We start from the raw sequence: 16,334 nt of genomic DNA, 5'->3' as shown, positions 1-16,334 counted from the left end.
AAGGACCCCAGGATTCCCTTTTAGGAGAGATCGCTCTCTTTGGGTGGGTTGTAGCCGGTCTCCTTGAACATGGCCTGCCCAGCCTTGCTGGTCATGAAGCGGATGAAGGCCTCCCCCAATTTTGGATGCGGGGCGTCTTTGGGCACGGCGGCATAAAACACCAAAGGCTGGGTGTCCAGGGTTTTGGTTTTGCCGTCCACCGTCATAGTGAAATGCACGGTGTTATACCAGGCTTTGGCCATGGCCGGGTTGCTCAGGTTGATTTCATCCGGGAGGGTGATGAAGGGAAGATGGAGCGATTTCACAGCGCTCTCATATCCGGAGGAGGCGTCTATCTGTCCACTCTTCAGGCGTGCCAGCAGGGAGGCTTCGGTGAATATCTGCTTTTGGTTCTCCACAGGACCTAGAACACGCTGCGCAAGCTCAGGCTGGTGGTAGTACTTCTGCGCCAGAAGGAAGGTAAAAAGGATGTTCTGCCCCTGGGGATCCGTCTGCGGGTCCGTGCGTCCGAACTGAATCCCCGGCTTCTCCAGCACCGTGTACCAAGGTATTTTGCCGGCGGCTGCGGCTACAAATTCATTGGCATAGCGGCTCTTGGGGCTGTAGGCGATGACCATGGCGGTGCTGGCTACAGGGACCGCCTTGCTCACCATCCCGGCCTTTTCCAGCACCCGGATGGGGCCGGGCGTAATGGAGATGAATACGTCCGTGCGCAGCTTCTTTGCCGCAATGAGGTGGGCGAGGCCATAGGCACCTTGTCCCTCTCCTTGGTAGGTCACATGGTGTGTCTTGGCGAAGGCCGGACCCAAATGCATGTCCATAACCGCTCCCATGGAACCGGCATAGGCAACATGGAGGGGGGTGGCGGCCACAGCGGTTCCCATGCCCGCCACCCACAGACTGGCGAGTAAGGCCATGACAGGCGGCTGTGCTTTCATGCGTATCGACCAATTCCTGGCCGCCCCTGGCGTCTGCGTAATGGCCGGATTCTTGAGGTGGAAATCCAGCTCTATATTTTGTGACATATAACGATGTACCAAAGCAGACCAATTGTTTTGCATGTTGGACGTCTCCATTTTTGGAAAAAATGAGCAACCATCGGGAGATTCGATATGTATGACAGAATATCTCGATGTCGTAAAGCGTACCTGCATACCCAAAATCTGGCTATACCGCATCACAAAAGCAATTGTTATGCCAATTTCTTGTCACACAAACGAACATTTATGTGACGCTTCTATTCCTAGACACATTTTTGGTCATTTCTGACCCTGAATCTGTCAACCTAAATTCGGCAGTTACCTCTGCTGATTTGGCAGGATTCCTTTGATAGGATTGTTTTTTCCCATGTAATGGAGTCTCACCCGATGGGTGATGAAGAAAATCGGCCGCACCCCCATGAGATCAAAATTGATCAAGGGTTTATCCGCGAATTGCCCAACAGGCCCCAGGATCTGGTATTTGTCGAGAGCCTGGTCAATCTCGGCTTGGGCATGGATGTCATTATCGCGGTGGAGGGTGTAGAGAGCGAAGCCCACATCGCGCTTCTGCGCGAGATGGATGTCCATTATCTCCAGGGATACGCCATCGCCAAGCCGCTGGAAGCGGAAGAGGTCGCTGATTTTGTGCGTACCCTTGTCCTCGGCTCCGAAGATACAGACACGCCGCTGCTGGCCCTGTATCGGCATCAGTGATGGGTGCACGCGGCAGAGGAAGCCGCGTTGAACCACGCGCTCTGCGAGGACGCAGAACTGGCAGCCTGCCCGATTTACGGCCTGGCTTGGTGCCCATGCATCCGAACTATCCGGGGTGGAGGGTTTGTTGAGCAAGCACGCATCGGTGCATGCCCTGGGTCGGGAAATCCTTCAGATACGGCAAAATGGAACGCGCGAGGAATTGCATCGACTGCTTGGTCAGTTGCATGTGCATAGCCATCGCTTTCAGGAAAAACTGGGGCAGGCGGTGAAGATCATGCGGGACAACACAGCGGCCAAGGCACTGCCTTCATCAGAAAACACTCCTCAATGACTGTTGGTGCCTCAGGCCGGAGGGACGGCGCTTCCAGCCTTTACTTCGCCGCACAACCCAGGCTTTCTGAACAAGCAAGAAAATTTTCCATTTCCCCGTCCGGCATTAGCCATTGATCGGCGAAGCATGAAGCTCAATCCATGCTTTCAGCTCCGAAAAAACGGTCACCTGTTGCCAGGCGAAGGCCCACAAAACGGCGGGGCTCCCCGGTATTTGTCGTTGGTTGACAAACGTTGCCGCCAAATCCAAGGAATCATCACGTTCCGGTCGTGGGAGCATCGCCCAAAACAACTGCCCGAAGAACGGCAAGCCTGCACCCTGCGCAGGGTTGGTTGATGTGCCTGGGATATCCGCGATGAAGGCTGCGCCGCCCATGCTGATATTCACCAATCGGACAAAAATCGATGGGGAGCTTTCATGCACTTCGCGCAATCCCACCTTGATGGGCGGATTGACGGTATACCGATGATAAGTTCGTTGTTGCGACCAATATACCGGCCCTGGATTCACAGTGATTGACTGGTTGCCAACATTAATTACTTTACCCAAAAAACCGGCGTGGAAAACGTCATCACGCCCGATCACCAGAATGTCTCGGCCAACCAGGCTTTTTCGATCCAGAGAAAAATCCTTTTGTATGGCGCCAGTTGCGGGATGTAACCATTGTGGGATGGTCAGATTCACTGTTCCACCAGGGTCCAGTACTGTTATCAGTACTCCGAAGTCACGATCGGGCTGGTATTCCAGGACAACTGTCAACAATCGAGACTCTGAAAGCCAGTTTGCCAAAATGCGGGAAGGTTCGCGGACCATCTCCCAACGGCTGAAAAGTCGTTGGGCTTGAACGGCGAGTGGTGGGGTGCCAGTCATCAAAGTATCAGAGGGGCGCAGGTCTACGCTATCCGAGGGCTGCGCGGTGGTTGCCGTCTTGCTGTCGGGTGTCCATTCCAATATCTGCACTTTATCCCAATCCACCATCGGTATTCTGGTCAATCCCATTGGCATTCTGTCAAACGAGTTAATATGTTAAGCGCATGCTGGCAAACATGGAAATAGGGCTGCGGATTGTGTGATCAGGCGGCCCTACCCCTTATCCGCTGCATTTTCCCGCATAGTCTTCACCGCTTGCCCCAGCCCTTCCTGAAAGCGGTGGCTATGCACATGCAACTGACCAAGCAGGCGATGGAGTTCCTCACGATTTCCACCGCTACGAACACGAAGAATTTCCCGACCTAGGGCATGCACAGCTTCGTGTTCGGCGAGCAAAGCTTCCACCTCAGGCAATTCTGACATATGGGCGTGCAACCAGGTCGTTATCGGGCAGGCGGCCAAATCATCATGCTCGTAACCCCCATGATTCATCGCGATCTCTTCTGCCGCATGCACCCACCCCAGATGCTGGTACAGGGCCAGCAGCGGCGTGTCCGCATCCCCGGCGCCGAGAACAAAGATGTGCACAAAATCAGCGACCGCCCCCACCTCCAGCGGCCTGGCAATGGCATATCCCTGGAGATAGTCAACCTCCATCTCGCGCAGAAGCGCGATGTGGGCTTCGCTCTCTACACCCTCCACCGCGATGATGACGTCCATGCCCAAACCCAGGTTGATGAGACTCTCGACAAAGATCAGGTCCTGGGGTTTGTTCAATAGCTCGCGGATGAAACCCTGATCGATTTTGATCTCGTCAATGGGCAGGTTTTTGAGCCGCAGGAGCGAGGCGTATGCACTCCCCACGTCATCCAGCGCAATCTTCACGCCCGCGCCGCGTAGTCGTTGCAGATGCCCCATGGCGACCTCCTGTTCGAGGATTTCCCCAATCTCCAGCACCTCCAGTATCAAGACGTCCGGGGGAATTCCTGGATAGTCGGCCAGCGTGCTCAGGACGGTATCCGCAAATCCGGACTGGTCGAGCTCTTCCGGGGTGACATTGATGCTGAGAAAGAGGTCCAGACCCATGTCTCGCCACTGCGCAAGTTGCTGCAGTCCCGTCTGCAGCACGAAATGTCCCAGCGCCTGATGCTCCCGTACGCCAAGGGAGGGAAGGAATTGATCGGGGGAGGCCTCCCGGCCCTCCCTGTGCCAGCGGGTCAGGGCCTCGAGGCCCGCCACCCGGCCTGTTGCCAGGGCAACCAGAGGTTGATAGCGTAGCGTCACCTCTCCGGTTCCCAAAGCCCGCAGAAAGTCCTGGCGTAACACTTCATCGCCTATGGTGATGGTGCCGAGATCCTGGTGGTATAGCTGCACCCAACCTTCGCTCGTCCGGTCGGGGCCGCACCCGGCAGGGCGCGTCTTGGCGCCATACATGGCCTGATCCGCGTGCCGCAGGAGGATGTCGGCGTCACCATCGTCGAAGGGGTAGATGCTTAGCCCCAGACTCGCATGAATGTTGATCACTTCCCCATTGACGTTGAAGGGCTGTGCTATCGAGGCCTGGAGACGGGCCAGGACCTGATCCAGTTCATCCATACTGCGTAATCCTTCCAGCAGCAGCACAAACTCATCGCCGCCCAGACGTGCCACGGTATCCGTCTGGCGTAGTGCGCTTTGCAGGCGGCTGGCCATTTCCTGGAGCAGGACGTCACCAGCGGCATGACCGTAAGTGTCGTTGACCGGTTTGAAGTCGTCGATGTCGAGAAAACCTACAGCCAAGAGGCGCTCCTGACGGTCTGATCGCGCCAAGGCCTGATCGAAAATCCGTCTCAGGCCCTCGCGGTTGGGCAGATTGGTCAGGAAATCGTGGGTGATCTGCGTGGTCAAAAGATGTTGCTGGTCGTGCAGATGCATCTCCCGTATCAGCATGCGAATTATACCCACGCCAAATACCAGGATACCCAGGATGATGCCGATCGCCAGGGGCAAGTGGTCCCTTTCTTTGTGCCACCATAGCTGCTCCACCAGGGCTGATGACCAATCTGCCTCCACCGTCCAGGGATATCCGGGCACCGTCACGCGCACCTGGTTTTCAGCAGCAGTGACCCGCGCGGGAAGGGTTGCACCCTGCGAAGGGGTAAGGGCGGTAAAACGCCCCTTGGCAGGGTGCAACCCCTGTCTGAAGAGAGCTATGGGCACATCGTGCGCTCCAAGCACACGCAAGACAAAGTCTGGGGAAATGGCCAGCGGTTTGAGGCTCACCAAATCAACCAAGCTACTGATCGACAAGGCGGAGCTTTCCGACATCTTGTGCTCCATATAAATCAGGGGTACTACCCAAGCATGCGCTCTATGGTCATAGCGCGGCTGTCCAATCATCCGATGCGAATGCCCGGGCAGCGGTGTAAAATCTGCTTGCGGTTCCATGGGTCGAGCTGACCCCATGCTTGTAGTCCAGAGAACATGATCTCCGGGGGCGTTTAGAATCTGGATGGCGATGACGCCTGGATCCAGTACCCGGATGATTTGTATCTGCTCCAGGGTTGTACTGGACAGCTGCGCGCCCGCAGGCAGTAGGGCATTGCTGATATAGTAGAGATCGTTAAAGGGTCTATCCAGGCCGGCGGATACCTGCCGGGCCATGTTCTGCGCAGCGATCTCAGCACTCAGATGGATGTTCTCTGAGAGGGTTTGGTATAACTTGTGGGACTGATGAATGACCAGCGTTATTGCCAACCCAGTCAGCAGCGCAAACGCCACGCCGACCGCCCAGAGTTTGCGATACTCCATAGCAATAAATCGCGATCGGGTCGGGGTGACGGGATTGTTTCCAGTCGGCGATGATCTGGCGACCCTCAAGGCAGTTTCCGGGTCATAGCCAGTAGTTCGGCCACCAGTAAGCGGTTTTCCAGTTCCAAAAGGTGACCCTGATACAAGGCAGCTTCATCGTCCTCCTCGTCCAAGAAAGACTTGGCCTCACGAGCAAGTTGATGGATACGCTCGTGGCGGGTAACGATACCCGCGAAGTCCGGTGACTGTCCAAATTTGAATAGCCCTTCGCCGCGTAGCCAGCGCCCAAAATGGCAAAAATCTTCGGCATCCGCTTCCAGAGTATGCGCAGGAAACGGATTTTCGTGCCGCAGGGCGCGGAGAAACATTTGCATGCGCAGGAGGTGCCCTTCCAAAATCGGTGACAACACATCCATAGAGGACAGTGTATCTTCGCTTCGAGGGGCGGGGCGAAAACGCGTGACCCAGGCAGGAATAGCCTCGGGGGAGAGCGGCCTGGAAAAAAAATACCCTTGCAGATGGCTGCATCCCATTTTGGTGAGTAAGGTTGCGTGCTCCGCCGTCTCCACACCCTCGGCAATCACTTTAATCCCCAGCATGCGGCTGGCGGTGATTACCGCGGCGACGATGGCCAGATCCTTGGGATCGTTGATGATGTCACGCACAAAGCCCTGGTCGATCTTAATGGACTGTGCGTGGAGCTGCTGGAGGTAGGTTAGCGATGCGTTGCCGGTACCAAAATCATCCAGAGCGACATGTACACCCAATTGATTGCAGATGCGCAGTTGCATTCGTGCCCCTGCCATATCGCTCAAAGGTGCCGATTCGGTGATCTCAATCTCTAGCTGATTTGGCGGCATGTCAGGGTATTTGGCCATGGCTTCCCGCAGATCGTCCAGGAAGCGGGCGTCGAGCAGATGGCGGGTACTGATATTCACTGATATGCGCAATGGCAGGCCAGCCTCTTGCCAGATGGCACCTTGTCGTAGTGCCGTTTCCAGAACGAATCGACCGACAGGACGCGCGAGACGGGGATGGTCCAGGGCTGAGAAAAAGACCGCAGGTGAAAGCAAGCCTTGCTCTGGGTGTTGCAAGCGGATGAGGGCTTCCACACTCATGATCTCTCCGGTGCTGGATACAATAGGTTGGTAGTGCAGAATCAGACGCTTGTCGTTCAATGCCTGTTCCAGCATGGCGCGCATTTCCACCTCCGCTTGCACGGCTTCATTCAGGGCCAAAGTATGCAGGTGCCATCGATCTCGTCCCGCGTCCTTGGCGGCATAGAGTGCCATATCGGCATGCTGTATCAGGGTGCGGGAATCGTTGTCATCCAGGGGATAGAGAGTGACGCCGATACTGCCAGAGACGCTGATCGCTTCGCCCTGGATATCCAGCGCTTCCCGGATGGTGGCGAGAAGGCGGTTACAAAGCGTCTCGAGATCTTCCACGCTATTCAGTCCGGGCAGGATCAGCCCAAACTCGTCGCCGCCCATCCGCGCGAGGGTGTCCCCGGCGCGCAGATACCCTTGCAGCCTTTGCACCACGGCCAGCAGCAACTGGTCTCCGGCTGCGTGCCCGAGCCGATCGTTCACCTGCTTGAACCCATCGAGATCGAGCAGCGCCACGCCAAGGAGTCGCTCATTCCTCAGCGCCTGGGTTTGGGCGATTTCCAGACGGTCCAGGAAGAGGGTGCGGTTTGGTAAGCCGGTCAGCGGATCGCGCAGGGATTGGTTGCGCAGTTGGAGCACCATCTCGCCGAGATGGGCGAACGCATGAAAATAATCTGATCCAACTCGACGAAAGTATCCTTTTTCGCGCGCCCCGATCAGGATCGCACCACGCAGATCCTCCGCACCAAAGGGAAATATCCCGATTTCTTCGACCCGGTTGTGGAGGTCTTTGATCCACTCTGGAGCGCGCGGATCTTCTACGGACTGGATGACCGTCTGTCCGCATTCCAGTGCCTCCCAGCAAGGATCTCCCGCAGTCTTCGGTAGTTGCAGAGCCGGCAAGGGGAGACCAGCCATACACTCCAGGGTTAATACATCTCCCATGGCACCACTCACCACATAACCAGCCAGGCGTACGCTGGCGCTCTTGCGCGGCAGGGCTTCGCAGATCTGCTGGAGCAACGCCTCTGGGCGTGGAGACTCCGCCCCTTGGGGAACGGCAAGCACCCCCAATAAAACATCGAAGAGGGCCAACCGATCGGCATCGGTCTCGCGGGATGCGCGGGCATAGCCGTCGAGTTGGACCATGAGGTCGCCAATCAGCAGACGGAACAAGGCGTCCCGCAGCGCATTCCGGTCGGCCTCCGGAACCTGGTCCTGGAGCACCTTCTGCCAATGGCGCCAGTAGAGGATATAGGCGCCGGCGAGCCAGGAGGGTTCGATGCCCAGACGGTGGTGCAGAGCCCCGAGTTTGCGCATGGACTCCCGCCAGGATTTGTTCAGGTGACTGGCCAGAAGCCCGCTGATGTGTTCCGCCTGTTTCTGGATCAGGGCGTCCAGACGCGCGTGGGAGAAATCCCGGAAGACGGCGGCGGTGACCGGGTGTGAGAGCAGATAGTCGTAGAAATCGTGTGCGAGTGCCCCGGTTTCCGCCTCAAGGAGAACCCGGTAGCGTTCGATGAATTGAAAGTCCGAATCATGCAGACCGAGAAAATTAGGGAGTGTGCTGGTGGTTTCCATGCTTTAGGTGTTCTCTGTATTGCCATCCACATGGACACCCGTCTCGGTGCCGGAGTTGTTGTGGCATATCATTGCGACGAAAGACTGCGGGATTACTGTCAAGTGTGGATGTTGAATCCCGAGCTGACAACATCCTCAAACACGTCAAGCACCTCCGGATCCAGTTTCGTCCCACTTTCACTGCGCATGATTTCCAGTGCTCTGGCGTGTGATGTGGCACCGCTATAATGGCGATGCATGGATATTGCGTCATAACTATCTGCCACAGCTATTATCCTCGATAACAATGGTATATTCTTGCCACCTAGTCCATCTGGATAGCCACTTCCATCCAGGTGCTCATGGTGATGTCTGATAATTTTAGCGATGCTTTCCGCGTGTTCTATTTTTGAGAATTCGACCATTTCAGCGCCACTGGCCGCATGCGTGCGCATTGTTGTCCACTCAGACTGATCGAGCTGAGAAGGCTTGAAGAGTATCGAATCAGGAATGTTTATCTTCCCCAGATCATGAAGGGCTGCTGCGGACTGCAATACATAGGCATCCGTACTTCCAAGGTTCATAGAGGTTCCAATTATGGTGGATAAGCGTTTTACTCTTTCGCAATGTACTTTAGTATTTCGGTCACGCTTTTCCATGGCTAGCATCAGTGCCGTTTCTGCAAATCCGGCTACGGGCTGCTGTTTTCCTTTCCGCATTTTCCTGTCTCATTTAAGCATCCCTGGTTTTGCCGAGGATGTTTACTATTACCATAGTTTCATGTAGCTTTTATTATAGTCGATGCGTGCGCAACAGGCTACTGTTTGAGCATCACCAATGCCTCAATTAAAGGTAATGACATGCCAGTAGCCTTAGATACGCGATTGAGTCGATCCTGTTCATAAGAGCGATCAATTAAAAACTGACAGGCATCCAGCAAGCGACCGAGCGCTCGAGAGCATCGCGGGCAGGTGTCTGGCTGGTTTATCTTGGCTGCAGCTTCTATCTGGTCAAAAAGCAAAACGCGCAGAATGCTGAACCCAGAGGCGAGAAAGAGCGGTGGAACCTGATTTGTAACGTGCGCTTTGCCGATTTTTATCTGGCGAACAAAAAAAGACTCATCATAAATTCCGGACAGAATATCTTCAATCCAGGCGTGATGAACCCTTTTTAAGTGCTCAATTTTTCCATCGAGAAATGCGGCAGTAGTCGGGTCTGCCAGGAGTCGCTCATAAAAGACGTCCGTTATTTCGGTTACTTTTGGTCTTAGCCATTCCCCCACTACACGCAATCGCTCCAAGCGTAACTCATCCAACCCGACCAGTTTTCTGAACGCCTCAAAATCGCGCATTATGACTTCGTCATTCATTGGCAACCCTCTAATTTAAACTAATGACAGCCAATAGCCAAACACATTCACAGTATTTCTCTGGCCATCGCCTCAATCTTCGCTTTTGGTGGCAAGCGCTCGCCGGTTATTGGTTAAAGTAAATATGCATTTCTACCGATATTCAGTAACTAACCATAATGAACCATTACAGCAGCTCACCGGCTGCTTTGGCGGCGCGGGTGGCATCGAGAAACACCAGACCCAGCCTGGCCTCCTTACGAACAATCACGCTGAGGACCGCTTCCGGTCCGGCGTGAATCAGCAGGACGTAACCGTTGTTACCCTTGATCATGACCTGTTCCAGATCGCCGCGCGCCAGCTCGGTGGCTGTCCGCTCACCCAGAGACAGCATGGCGGCGGCCATGGCACCCACACGCGCCTCATCCATGGTGGAGGAGAGTGCAGAACCGATCGTCAGACCATCGGTCGAGATGATGGCGGAGGCCTCTATGTCGGCTGACCCACCGTTGAGATCAGAAAGTAACGATTGAATCAATTCTTCGCGCATAATGTATTCACTTGTACGTAGGTCGGCCAGATTAGCCGTTGGAAGTGGTTAAAAAACGTTGCGCTCATCACTGGGTATCACGAAAAAGCCCAAAATGTCGTTATCCAGTGGAATGATATTGATTTCTCCCTGTGTTAAGGTTATCTGGATTTGTGTCAAACCCCCTAACAGGTTTAGTTGTCCAATTTTCCCTGCTGCTGAAGCAATCAGAGAAAGCAGGGTGCCGACCATGTCCTCATCGCTCATGATATCCGCATGTAACATCAAGCCGTCAGTGCTGAGCAGACCTTTTACTTTGGCGCCAACGGATAATACGGATAGTGTGTTCATGTGACTTTGAAAATCATTTGCAACCATGTATTGTCCTCCAGATAAAGCCCGCGATCAGCCAACTCAACAGACCTGTGCTGTTGCACTAAAGTTGTGCACCCGTGTGGCATTTTTGCCATAATCGGTCACAAATGTGACACTTTTCATATTGAAACGCACGAATGTCATTTTTATGCATGACATGCCTCTCACAGGCAATAAACGTACCTGGAGATGCGATGGCAAAAACCGTTACCAGAGAAATCAAATCCCCTTCCGTATCGTTTCCGCCATAACCTGCATTTCTCTCAACCGCGCACACCATGAGTCTGCTGGATGCTCAGGCGTATCGCGCATGCGCCGCACAAAACTGGGCCAGGCCAAATCCGCGCGCAGCAGGAGGAACTGAGCCTTGCGTAAATACTCAATATCGTGCTGAACTCGTGCGGCTTGTAAATTGGCGGATAGCGACACGATCGCTCTGGGGTAATCCCAGGCCATCTGCAGTGTGTTTTGTCGTTGCCGCTTGATGCGAGGATCCATGTCTCTACAACGCGTCGCCCGGGACGCGGTTTCGCGCAATAAGTCGCTACCTGACCTTGCCAGTGACTCAGCGATCTTGTTCGCCTGACCGAATATCAATCCTGCTTCACGGGCCGCGTGCGCAGGGTTTTCCCTCTCCCGAAATGCTTTGTACAGATTGCCGGGATTTACGCCAGTTGGTGTTGTTGTGCCCACCGGCAGCGTATGCGCAAAGGCGCGCTCGGCATCCAGGCCATGGTGCTCCATCGTGCGATTGACCAGTGCATCGGCCAGCAGTCCATCATCCTCAATAAAAAATAGGCAAATCCGGACACTCTTTCTCTTGCAGCTTTTTTGCCAGCAAGGAGAGGTCAGCAGACTTCAGACGGTTGATAAGTGACATGGTAATGTGCCCTTGCAGGGTGCAACCCTCTAAATCTCGCAGACCAACGGCTGCATCCATTCCGGTGACTTCGCCCACGCCTTTTCTGCCACATAGACCGACGTGGTGGTCTGTACTTTGCGCGCCACAGACATGAACTCCCGGCCTTGGGATCCTGACAGGAAATCGAATATCCAGTGCTGCCCAAGCAAGCGCCCAGACGCCAGCAATCGTCGTCGCAAACCGCTGCCTGCGTTGACGGAAAGCAACACGGAAAAGAGAATCAACAGAGTGGCAGCATATTCCTCGCGTAACCCCTCTCCATGGGCAATGCGCAAGTAGTCCACATAAACGGTCAACTTCATGGGCCGTGACTCCATTTCTCGTTGCAAGTGCTCCATCACGGATTCGATTTTCCAGTGATCCACCACAGCGGCCGAGTCATCCAGATAGTCCGCCCCGCAGAGAGCGCCAAAGAGGTTCGCGTCCGCACGGCTGACCACACTATCGTAATCCTTGCTGGCAGTAGCTATTACCAGCGCAAGACTGTCGACGTTTGTCGCTATTGCGCTACCAGCACCGTGTGAGGTGCCTACCCCATCTGACAGCCCTCCGGCATCACTTCGATTGCGCTTCCAGAGATCATTCTTGCGCTGACCCGGTGTTTGTTCCGCGTCCACCACTTTCTGCGCAATGCTGATGATCCGGCTTTCCTCTATTTCTACCGCTTCGGCTATTCCGATGAGGTCAAAATTGCTGGGGTCGCGCATGAGACCGAAGACGGCCATGTCCTGCAAAAAGCCCCTGTCAACGTTTTGATCGATGAGTTTCCGCATCATGCGATAGAATGCCTCAAAATCCATCGCCTTGGCCGCGCAGTCCAGGTATTTGCGGGCGACCTCGTTAGTGGGGTCTGTGCCGTTACTCCCGATCCACCACTCATAGATCTGCATGGCGTCGTGCCACTTGCCGTAGGTCCAGTAGACGTCCGCTTCACCTAGAAGATCGTCTGCGGCCAAGCAGTCTACTTCCTGATATTTCGGCGTTATCCATGGCGCTTGTGGCCCCGTATACACTTTAATATTAGACAACTCGGCATCCACATCTTCCTCACTGACAGCCTCAATGCGTCTTTCGCGCCAGCTCTTTAGACCGAAAAGTTTCATAGCGCGCGCTACTTACAGGCCATGCTGATCGCAGGTGGCTACGTCGCCCGCCGTATTGCGCTGGATGGTGACTCTATGTGGAAACTGCAATAGTCCACCGTTTGCGCACGGGGAGCCCCTGCCTCAGGCATGGGGTAGTTGACGCCACCGAATATACAGACTTTGGTGTAGCCAGTAGTGTCTGCGACTGTTTTTCGAGATGGGCGGCAACCAGAAGGGGGCAAAACATGCGCCGCGGCGAGTGCTAATTCTAAAAAATATCTGCTCATGTGATTATTCTAACATGCATACGCCAATAATCTTCAAGTGTTTCTCACTTGCCCGAAAAGTAGCCAGATCATCATCACTGGCGCCGGTGAAGACAACATGTACCCAGGCATTAAAGCCTGCGGTTCTGCCCTGTTCTACCTCGCCATTGCGGCAGGGAGTGCATCCCATGAAGTGGTAAACTGTAGCGACAGCGTTCCCCCTCTGCATCTGCCAGATCTGCCTTTGACGGATTCCCGCGACGCCGGATTGACATGCACTGCTCCCAAATCGTTGGTTGATGGTGTCGAGCATTTGCATCAACCGAAACCGACGTTCATCTTTTTCCGGCGCCATGCCGAAAAAATCCGCTTGCCGCTCTCCAGCCTGATGCAGATCCATTAGGCTGACCCCGGCTTTGGCATAGCGGTATCCGGGCTGGTATATGGTTTGCTGAGCGGAGACGGCCGAGTGGACCATCTGCAGGGTGTCGTTGGTATGAACGGTCAGGCGAACGCTATGGACAGAGTGATATTGTGGCTCTTCACGGCGGCGGTAAGTGCCAAGGAAAACCTCCAGGGCGCCTGCGACACTGCCATCCTTTCGGAGTTTTTCGGCGGCGCGGGTGGCATAGAGGGTTGGATAGGGGTAGGGAACGGCGATTGCCGTCCCCTCCCTCCGAACCCGGTGTGCGGTTTTCCCGCGACGGGCTCTCCAGTCAGTTGTTTCCTCATCGGGATTGGCGCGCCAATTGATGGGCTTCGTACATCGTGAACAGCCCAAGATCAGCGAGGAAGACATTCGACCATACTATGCCATTTACCTTAACTCCTGTTTGAAGAGCTGCCAACTGTCCATTAACACCGGAAGCGGGAAATGTCTCACGCTGACTCTAAATGCTGTACTGGAGCAATTAACCTAATTGTAATATTTGTGTATTAGGTTAAAATGGCGGAATGGAAAAAGGTATTCTTCACTGCAAGTTGGCCACCGTAAAGGCATTGACCGAAGCCGGTAAGGTCAACACTACGGCCAGCGCCTTCAAGGGCGCCCGTGAATTGGGGATCAATGATCTTGCCGGGATGTGTACCATGCCAAGACAGATAACAGTGCTAATTGTTTCTTTCAAGGAGTTGTGACCATGAAATGCCCATGCTGTGGCGTGGCTGAATTGATCCATGATACCCGCGATATGCCCTACATATACAAGGGCGAAACCACCACTATTCCAGCGGTGACTGGCGACTTCTGCCCGGCGTGTGGCGAGGTTGTCCTGAACCGCGAATATGGCGGCCGTTACAGTGAGTTGATTGGGCAATTCCAGCGTCAGGTGAACTCGGCCTATGTTGATCCTCACTACATCGCTCTGGTGCGCAAGAAGCTTGATCTGGATCAACGCCAAGCCGCTGCAATCTTCGGCGGCGGAGCCAATGCCTTCTCGCGTTACGAAAACGGCAAGACCAAGCCTTCTTTGGCGCTGGTGAAGCTGCTCAAGGTGCTTGAACGGCATCCCGATTTGCTTAACGAGGTTAAATCCGGGCCTGTGTAATACTGTGTAATACTGTGTAATATTATGCGGCATACCTACACAATGTAACATAGCATTATGTAGGTGTTGTCTGTCACAGGCGGGCGGCAGGCTGTCCGCAAGGGCCTTAGACCTCGCAACCGCTTGCGGTGAAGTGGAACCAGATAATTAGTCAGAATCAAGGCATGGATTATTGCGTGTTTATCCGGTTGATGCACCCGGGCAGCTAGGATGAGTCCAGTCACCGGAATAAAGCTCTGCGTAAGTTAGGGCAGCAACATCCCCACGAACCCAAAAAGTGAGCGTAACCAGTTGACTTTATTCAGTAATTAACCGCCGGAACCCAGGCATGGACACATCAGAAGGAAAGTTCGTCGTATTGAAGAATATCCATTTGCATCGACTAAAATCACACCCTCACCTTTTGGGTGCATCAACCGGATAAGCACATATTATTGAACGACTTTTAACCCACTTTCAGAGCCGGATTTAACCCAGAAAATGTCCATCACGGAGTGTTCTGAAAGCTATTGCTCTCAGCATGGAGCCATTCATGAAGGCGAGAATGTGCAGCGCTTTCTGAACGGAGTTGATGGGCTCACGGTGGGCACGGCCATTATCCGTTAGCCGTCTAGGGACACCGAACTAATACTTACCCATAAAGGAGTGCAATGAATGAGCCTGAATCGAGATGACTTGCTGGATTACGCCAAAGCCCTGCTGGAACATCTCTCCAGCCTGGAGATGCTGTGCGAGGCTGACGAGGCGATGGAAAATGCTATTTTTTATATGAACCATACGGCGCTAGACGTGATGAACTTTCATCACGGCCGACTCAACCCCATGCTACGGGGAGCAGATGTGCGCACGGCCCTTGGCCACTCTATTCATCAGTTTCACAAAGACCCGGAGCGTATCCGCAACATTTTTCGAGAGCTAGTCGCCGGTACGGAAAAGGAACATAACACCGAGCTCACGCTGGGTGGTGTTGCCTTTGCCCTGAACTTTGCCCCGGTGCGCGACGATAAAGGTAAGGTTATTGCTTTTCATGCGTCCTGGCGAGAAATTAGTGGCGCCAAGCTCGCAGAAAGTGTCATCAGCAGCATGGGACTAAGCGCGACACAACATGCGGAAAAGATGATTATAACCGCTGAACAAACAGCAGGGGCCATGCAGGATGTAGGCGGGACATTACATACTTTGAGTGCATCTATAGCTGAAAACCGCAAAGCTTCTCAGGGATTGATTACCGAAGTGGGTGCTATTAGTCGTATCGCCAAAACTATCCGGGAAATCGCCTACCAGACAAATCTGTTAGCTTTGAATGCTGCCATTGAAGCCGCACGGGCGGGAGAACATGGACGTGGCTTTGCTGTGGTGGCCGATGAAGTGCGGAATCTTTCCAAACGGGTACAGGAAGCCACGGAAGAGGTACAAGGCAATATCACAGCCATTGAGAATTCGGCCAACTCGATTGACTCTGCAGGCCAGACTTCAGAGAAACAGGCCAAAAATGCTGAGTCAGTAACCAAAGCGCTAAGCGCCAGGGTCGCTTCTCTCAACCTGCTGGCCTCGCTGATGTCCATTGACAGCGCAAAAAATGAATTACGTCTATCCGTTCGGGGGGCCATCAATAGTGCGCGGAAGGGCAGCCCTATTGATAAAATAGCAGATGGACAGCAATGTGCATTTGGTGACTGGTATGACGGCATTGGCCGCAAGTTATTAGGAGGTGATACGTCATTTCATAAACTAGAAGCCGCCCGTAAGCGTTTCAAAGACATATTGCAATCCATCAATCAGGCGATAGGCTTAAATGATAAAAGTGAAGTTATACGCCTTAGCAACGAGATTTCAAACATTGAACAGGAAATCATCGGAAAGCTCGATGCGATATATAGTGGCGTAACAGCAGCACTGCGCTAA

Annotated in this window: 16 protein-coding genes; 5 read left to right on the top strand and 11 right to left on the bottom strand. The window is 54.0% G+C overall.

The features are described 5' to 3' along the window. Positions 1–20: 20 nt before the first annotated feature. A complete protein-coding gene (locus PJU76_RS09370; protein WP_271779314.1) occupies positions 21–1,061 on the bottom strand; it encodes an extracellular solute-binding protein in 1,041 nt (346 codons plus the stop codon). Between the two features lie 306 nt (positions 1,062–1,367). Here PJU76_RS09370 and PJU76_RS09365 point away from each other — a divergent pair, with 306 nt between their 5' ends. Both PJU76_RS09365 and PJU76_RS09360 read left to right on the top strand, forming a co-directional pair. Continuing rightward, complete coding sequence (locus PJU76_RS09365) at positions 1,368–1,694, top strand: EAL domain-containing protein (RefSeq protein ID WP_271779313.1); 327 nt, start codon at positions 1,368–1,370, stop codon at positions 1,692–1,694. 127 nt (positions 1,695–1,821) lie between these two features. Then, the gene (locus PJU76_RS09360) at positions 1,822–2,028 is read left to right on the top strand and encodes a hypothetical protein (protein ID WP_271779312.1); all 207 of its coding nucleotides are present in this window, start codon (positions 1,822–1,824) and stop codon (positions 2,026–2,028) included. 105 nt (positions 2,029–2,133) lie between these two features. On the opposite strand, the gene PJU76_RS09355 is transcribed toward PJU76_RS09360, so the two are convergent. The 10 genes from PJU76_RS09355 to PJU76_RS09310 all read right to left on the bottom strand — a co-directional run bounded on the left by PJU76_RS09355 (position 2,134) and on the right by PJU76_RS09310 (position 13,681). Then, a complete protein-coding gene (locus tag PJU76_RS09355) occupies positions 2,134–2,841 on the bottom strand; it encodes a PilZ domain-containing protein (RefSeq protein ID WP_271779311.1) in 708 nt (235 codons plus the stop codon). Positions 2,842–3,111: 270 nt separating this feature from the next. Next, the gene (locus PJU76_RS09350; protein ID WP_271779310.1) at positions 3,112–5,688 is read right to left on the bottom strand and encodes an EAL domain-containing protein; all 2,577 of its coding nucleotides are present in this window, start codon (positions 5,686–5,688) and stop codon (positions 3,112–3,114) included. Positions 5,689–5,753: 65 nt separating this feature from the next. Beyond that, a complete protein-coding gene (locus tag PJU76_RS09345) occupies positions 5,754–8,378 on the bottom strand; it encodes an EAL domain-containing protein (protein ID WP_271779309.1) in 2,625 nt (874 codons plus the stop codon). 98 nt (positions 8,379–8,476) lie between these two features. After that, positions 8,477–9,076, bottom strand: a complete 600-nt coding sequence (locus PJU76_RS09340; RefSeq protein ID WP_271779308.1) for an HD-GYP domain-containing protein — start codon at positions 9,074–9,076, stop codon at positions 8,477–8,479. A 98-nt stretch (positions 9,077–9,174) separates the two neighbouring features. Further along, positions 9,175–9,726: a protoglobin domain-containing protein gene (locus PJU76_RS09335; RefSeq protein WP_271779307.1), complete on the bottom strand. Its 552-nt coding sequence runs from the start codon at positions 9,724–9,726 to the stop codon at positions 9,175–9,177. 166 nt (positions 9,727–9,892) lie between these two features. After that, on the bottom strand, positions 9,893–10,255 hold the full coding sequence (locus PJU76_RS09330; protein WP_271779306.1) for a roadblock/LC7 domain-containing protein: 363 nt from the start codon (positions 10,253–10,255) through the stop codon (positions 9,893–9,895). A gap of 48 nt (positions 10,256–10,303) precedes the next feature. Beyond that, positions 10,304–10,612, bottom strand: a complete 309-nt coding sequence (locus tag PJU76_RS09325; protein ID WP_271779305.1) for a roadblock/LC7 domain-containing protein — start codon at positions 10,610–10,612, stop codon at positions 10,304–10,306. 216 nt (positions 10,613–10,828) lie between these two features. Beyond that, positions 10,829–11,353: a hypothetical protein gene (locus tag PJU76_RS09320; protein WP_271779304.1), complete on the bottom strand. Its 525-nt coding sequence runs from the start codon at positions 11,351–11,353 to the stop codon at positions 10,829–10,831. 165 nt (positions 11,354–11,518) lie between these two features. Then, positions 11,519–12,634, bottom strand: coding sequence for a hypothetical protein (locus PJU76_RS09315; protein WP_271779303.1), 1,116 nt, complete (start codon positions 12,632–12,634; stop codon positions 11,519–11,521). A 273-nt stretch (positions 12,635–12,907) separates the two neighbouring features. Continuing rightward, on the bottom strand, positions 12,908–13,681 hold the full coding sequence (locus PJU76_RS09310) for a DinB/UmuC family translesion DNA polymerase (protein WP_271779302.1): 774 nt from the start codon (positions 13,679–13,681) through the stop codon (positions 12,908–12,910). A gap of 155 nt (positions 13,682–13,836) precedes the next feature. Here PJU76_RS09310 and PJU76_RS09305 point away from each other — a divergent pair, with 155 nt between their 5' ends. The 3 genes from PJU76_RS09305 (at position 13,837) to PJU76_RS09295 (ending at position 16,334) form a co-directional block, all read left to right on the top strand. Beyond that, positions 13,837–14,019: a hypothetical protein gene (locus tag PJU76_RS09305; RefSeq protein ID WP_271779301.1), complete on the top strand. Its 183-nt coding sequence runs from the start codon at positions 13,837–13,839 to the stop codon at positions 14,017–14,019. A 2-nt stretch (positions 14,020–14,021) separates the two neighbouring features. Further along, positions 14,022–14,429, top strand: a complete 408-nt coding sequence (locus PJU76_RS09300) for a type II toxin-antitoxin system MqsA family antitoxin (RefSeq protein ID WP_271779300.1) — start codon at positions 14,022–14,024, stop codon at positions 14,427–14,429. Positions 14,430–15,083: 654 nt separating this feature from the next. Then, positions 15,084–16,334 carry a methyl-accepting chemotaxis protein gene (locus PJU76_RS09295; RefSeq protein WP_271779299.1) on the top strand — a complete coding sequence of 417 codons (1,251 nt, stop codon included), beginning with the start codon at positions 15,084–15,086 and terminating at the stop codon, positions 16,332–16,334.

Source organism: Acidithiobacillus ferriphilus (assembly GCF_028215975.1).
Lineage (GTDB): Bacteria > Pseudomonadota > Gammaproteobacteria > Acidithiobacillales > Acidithiobacillaceae > Acidithiobacillus > Acidithiobacillus ferriphilus.
This window is presented reverse-complemented; position numbering and strand designations above follow the sequence as displayed.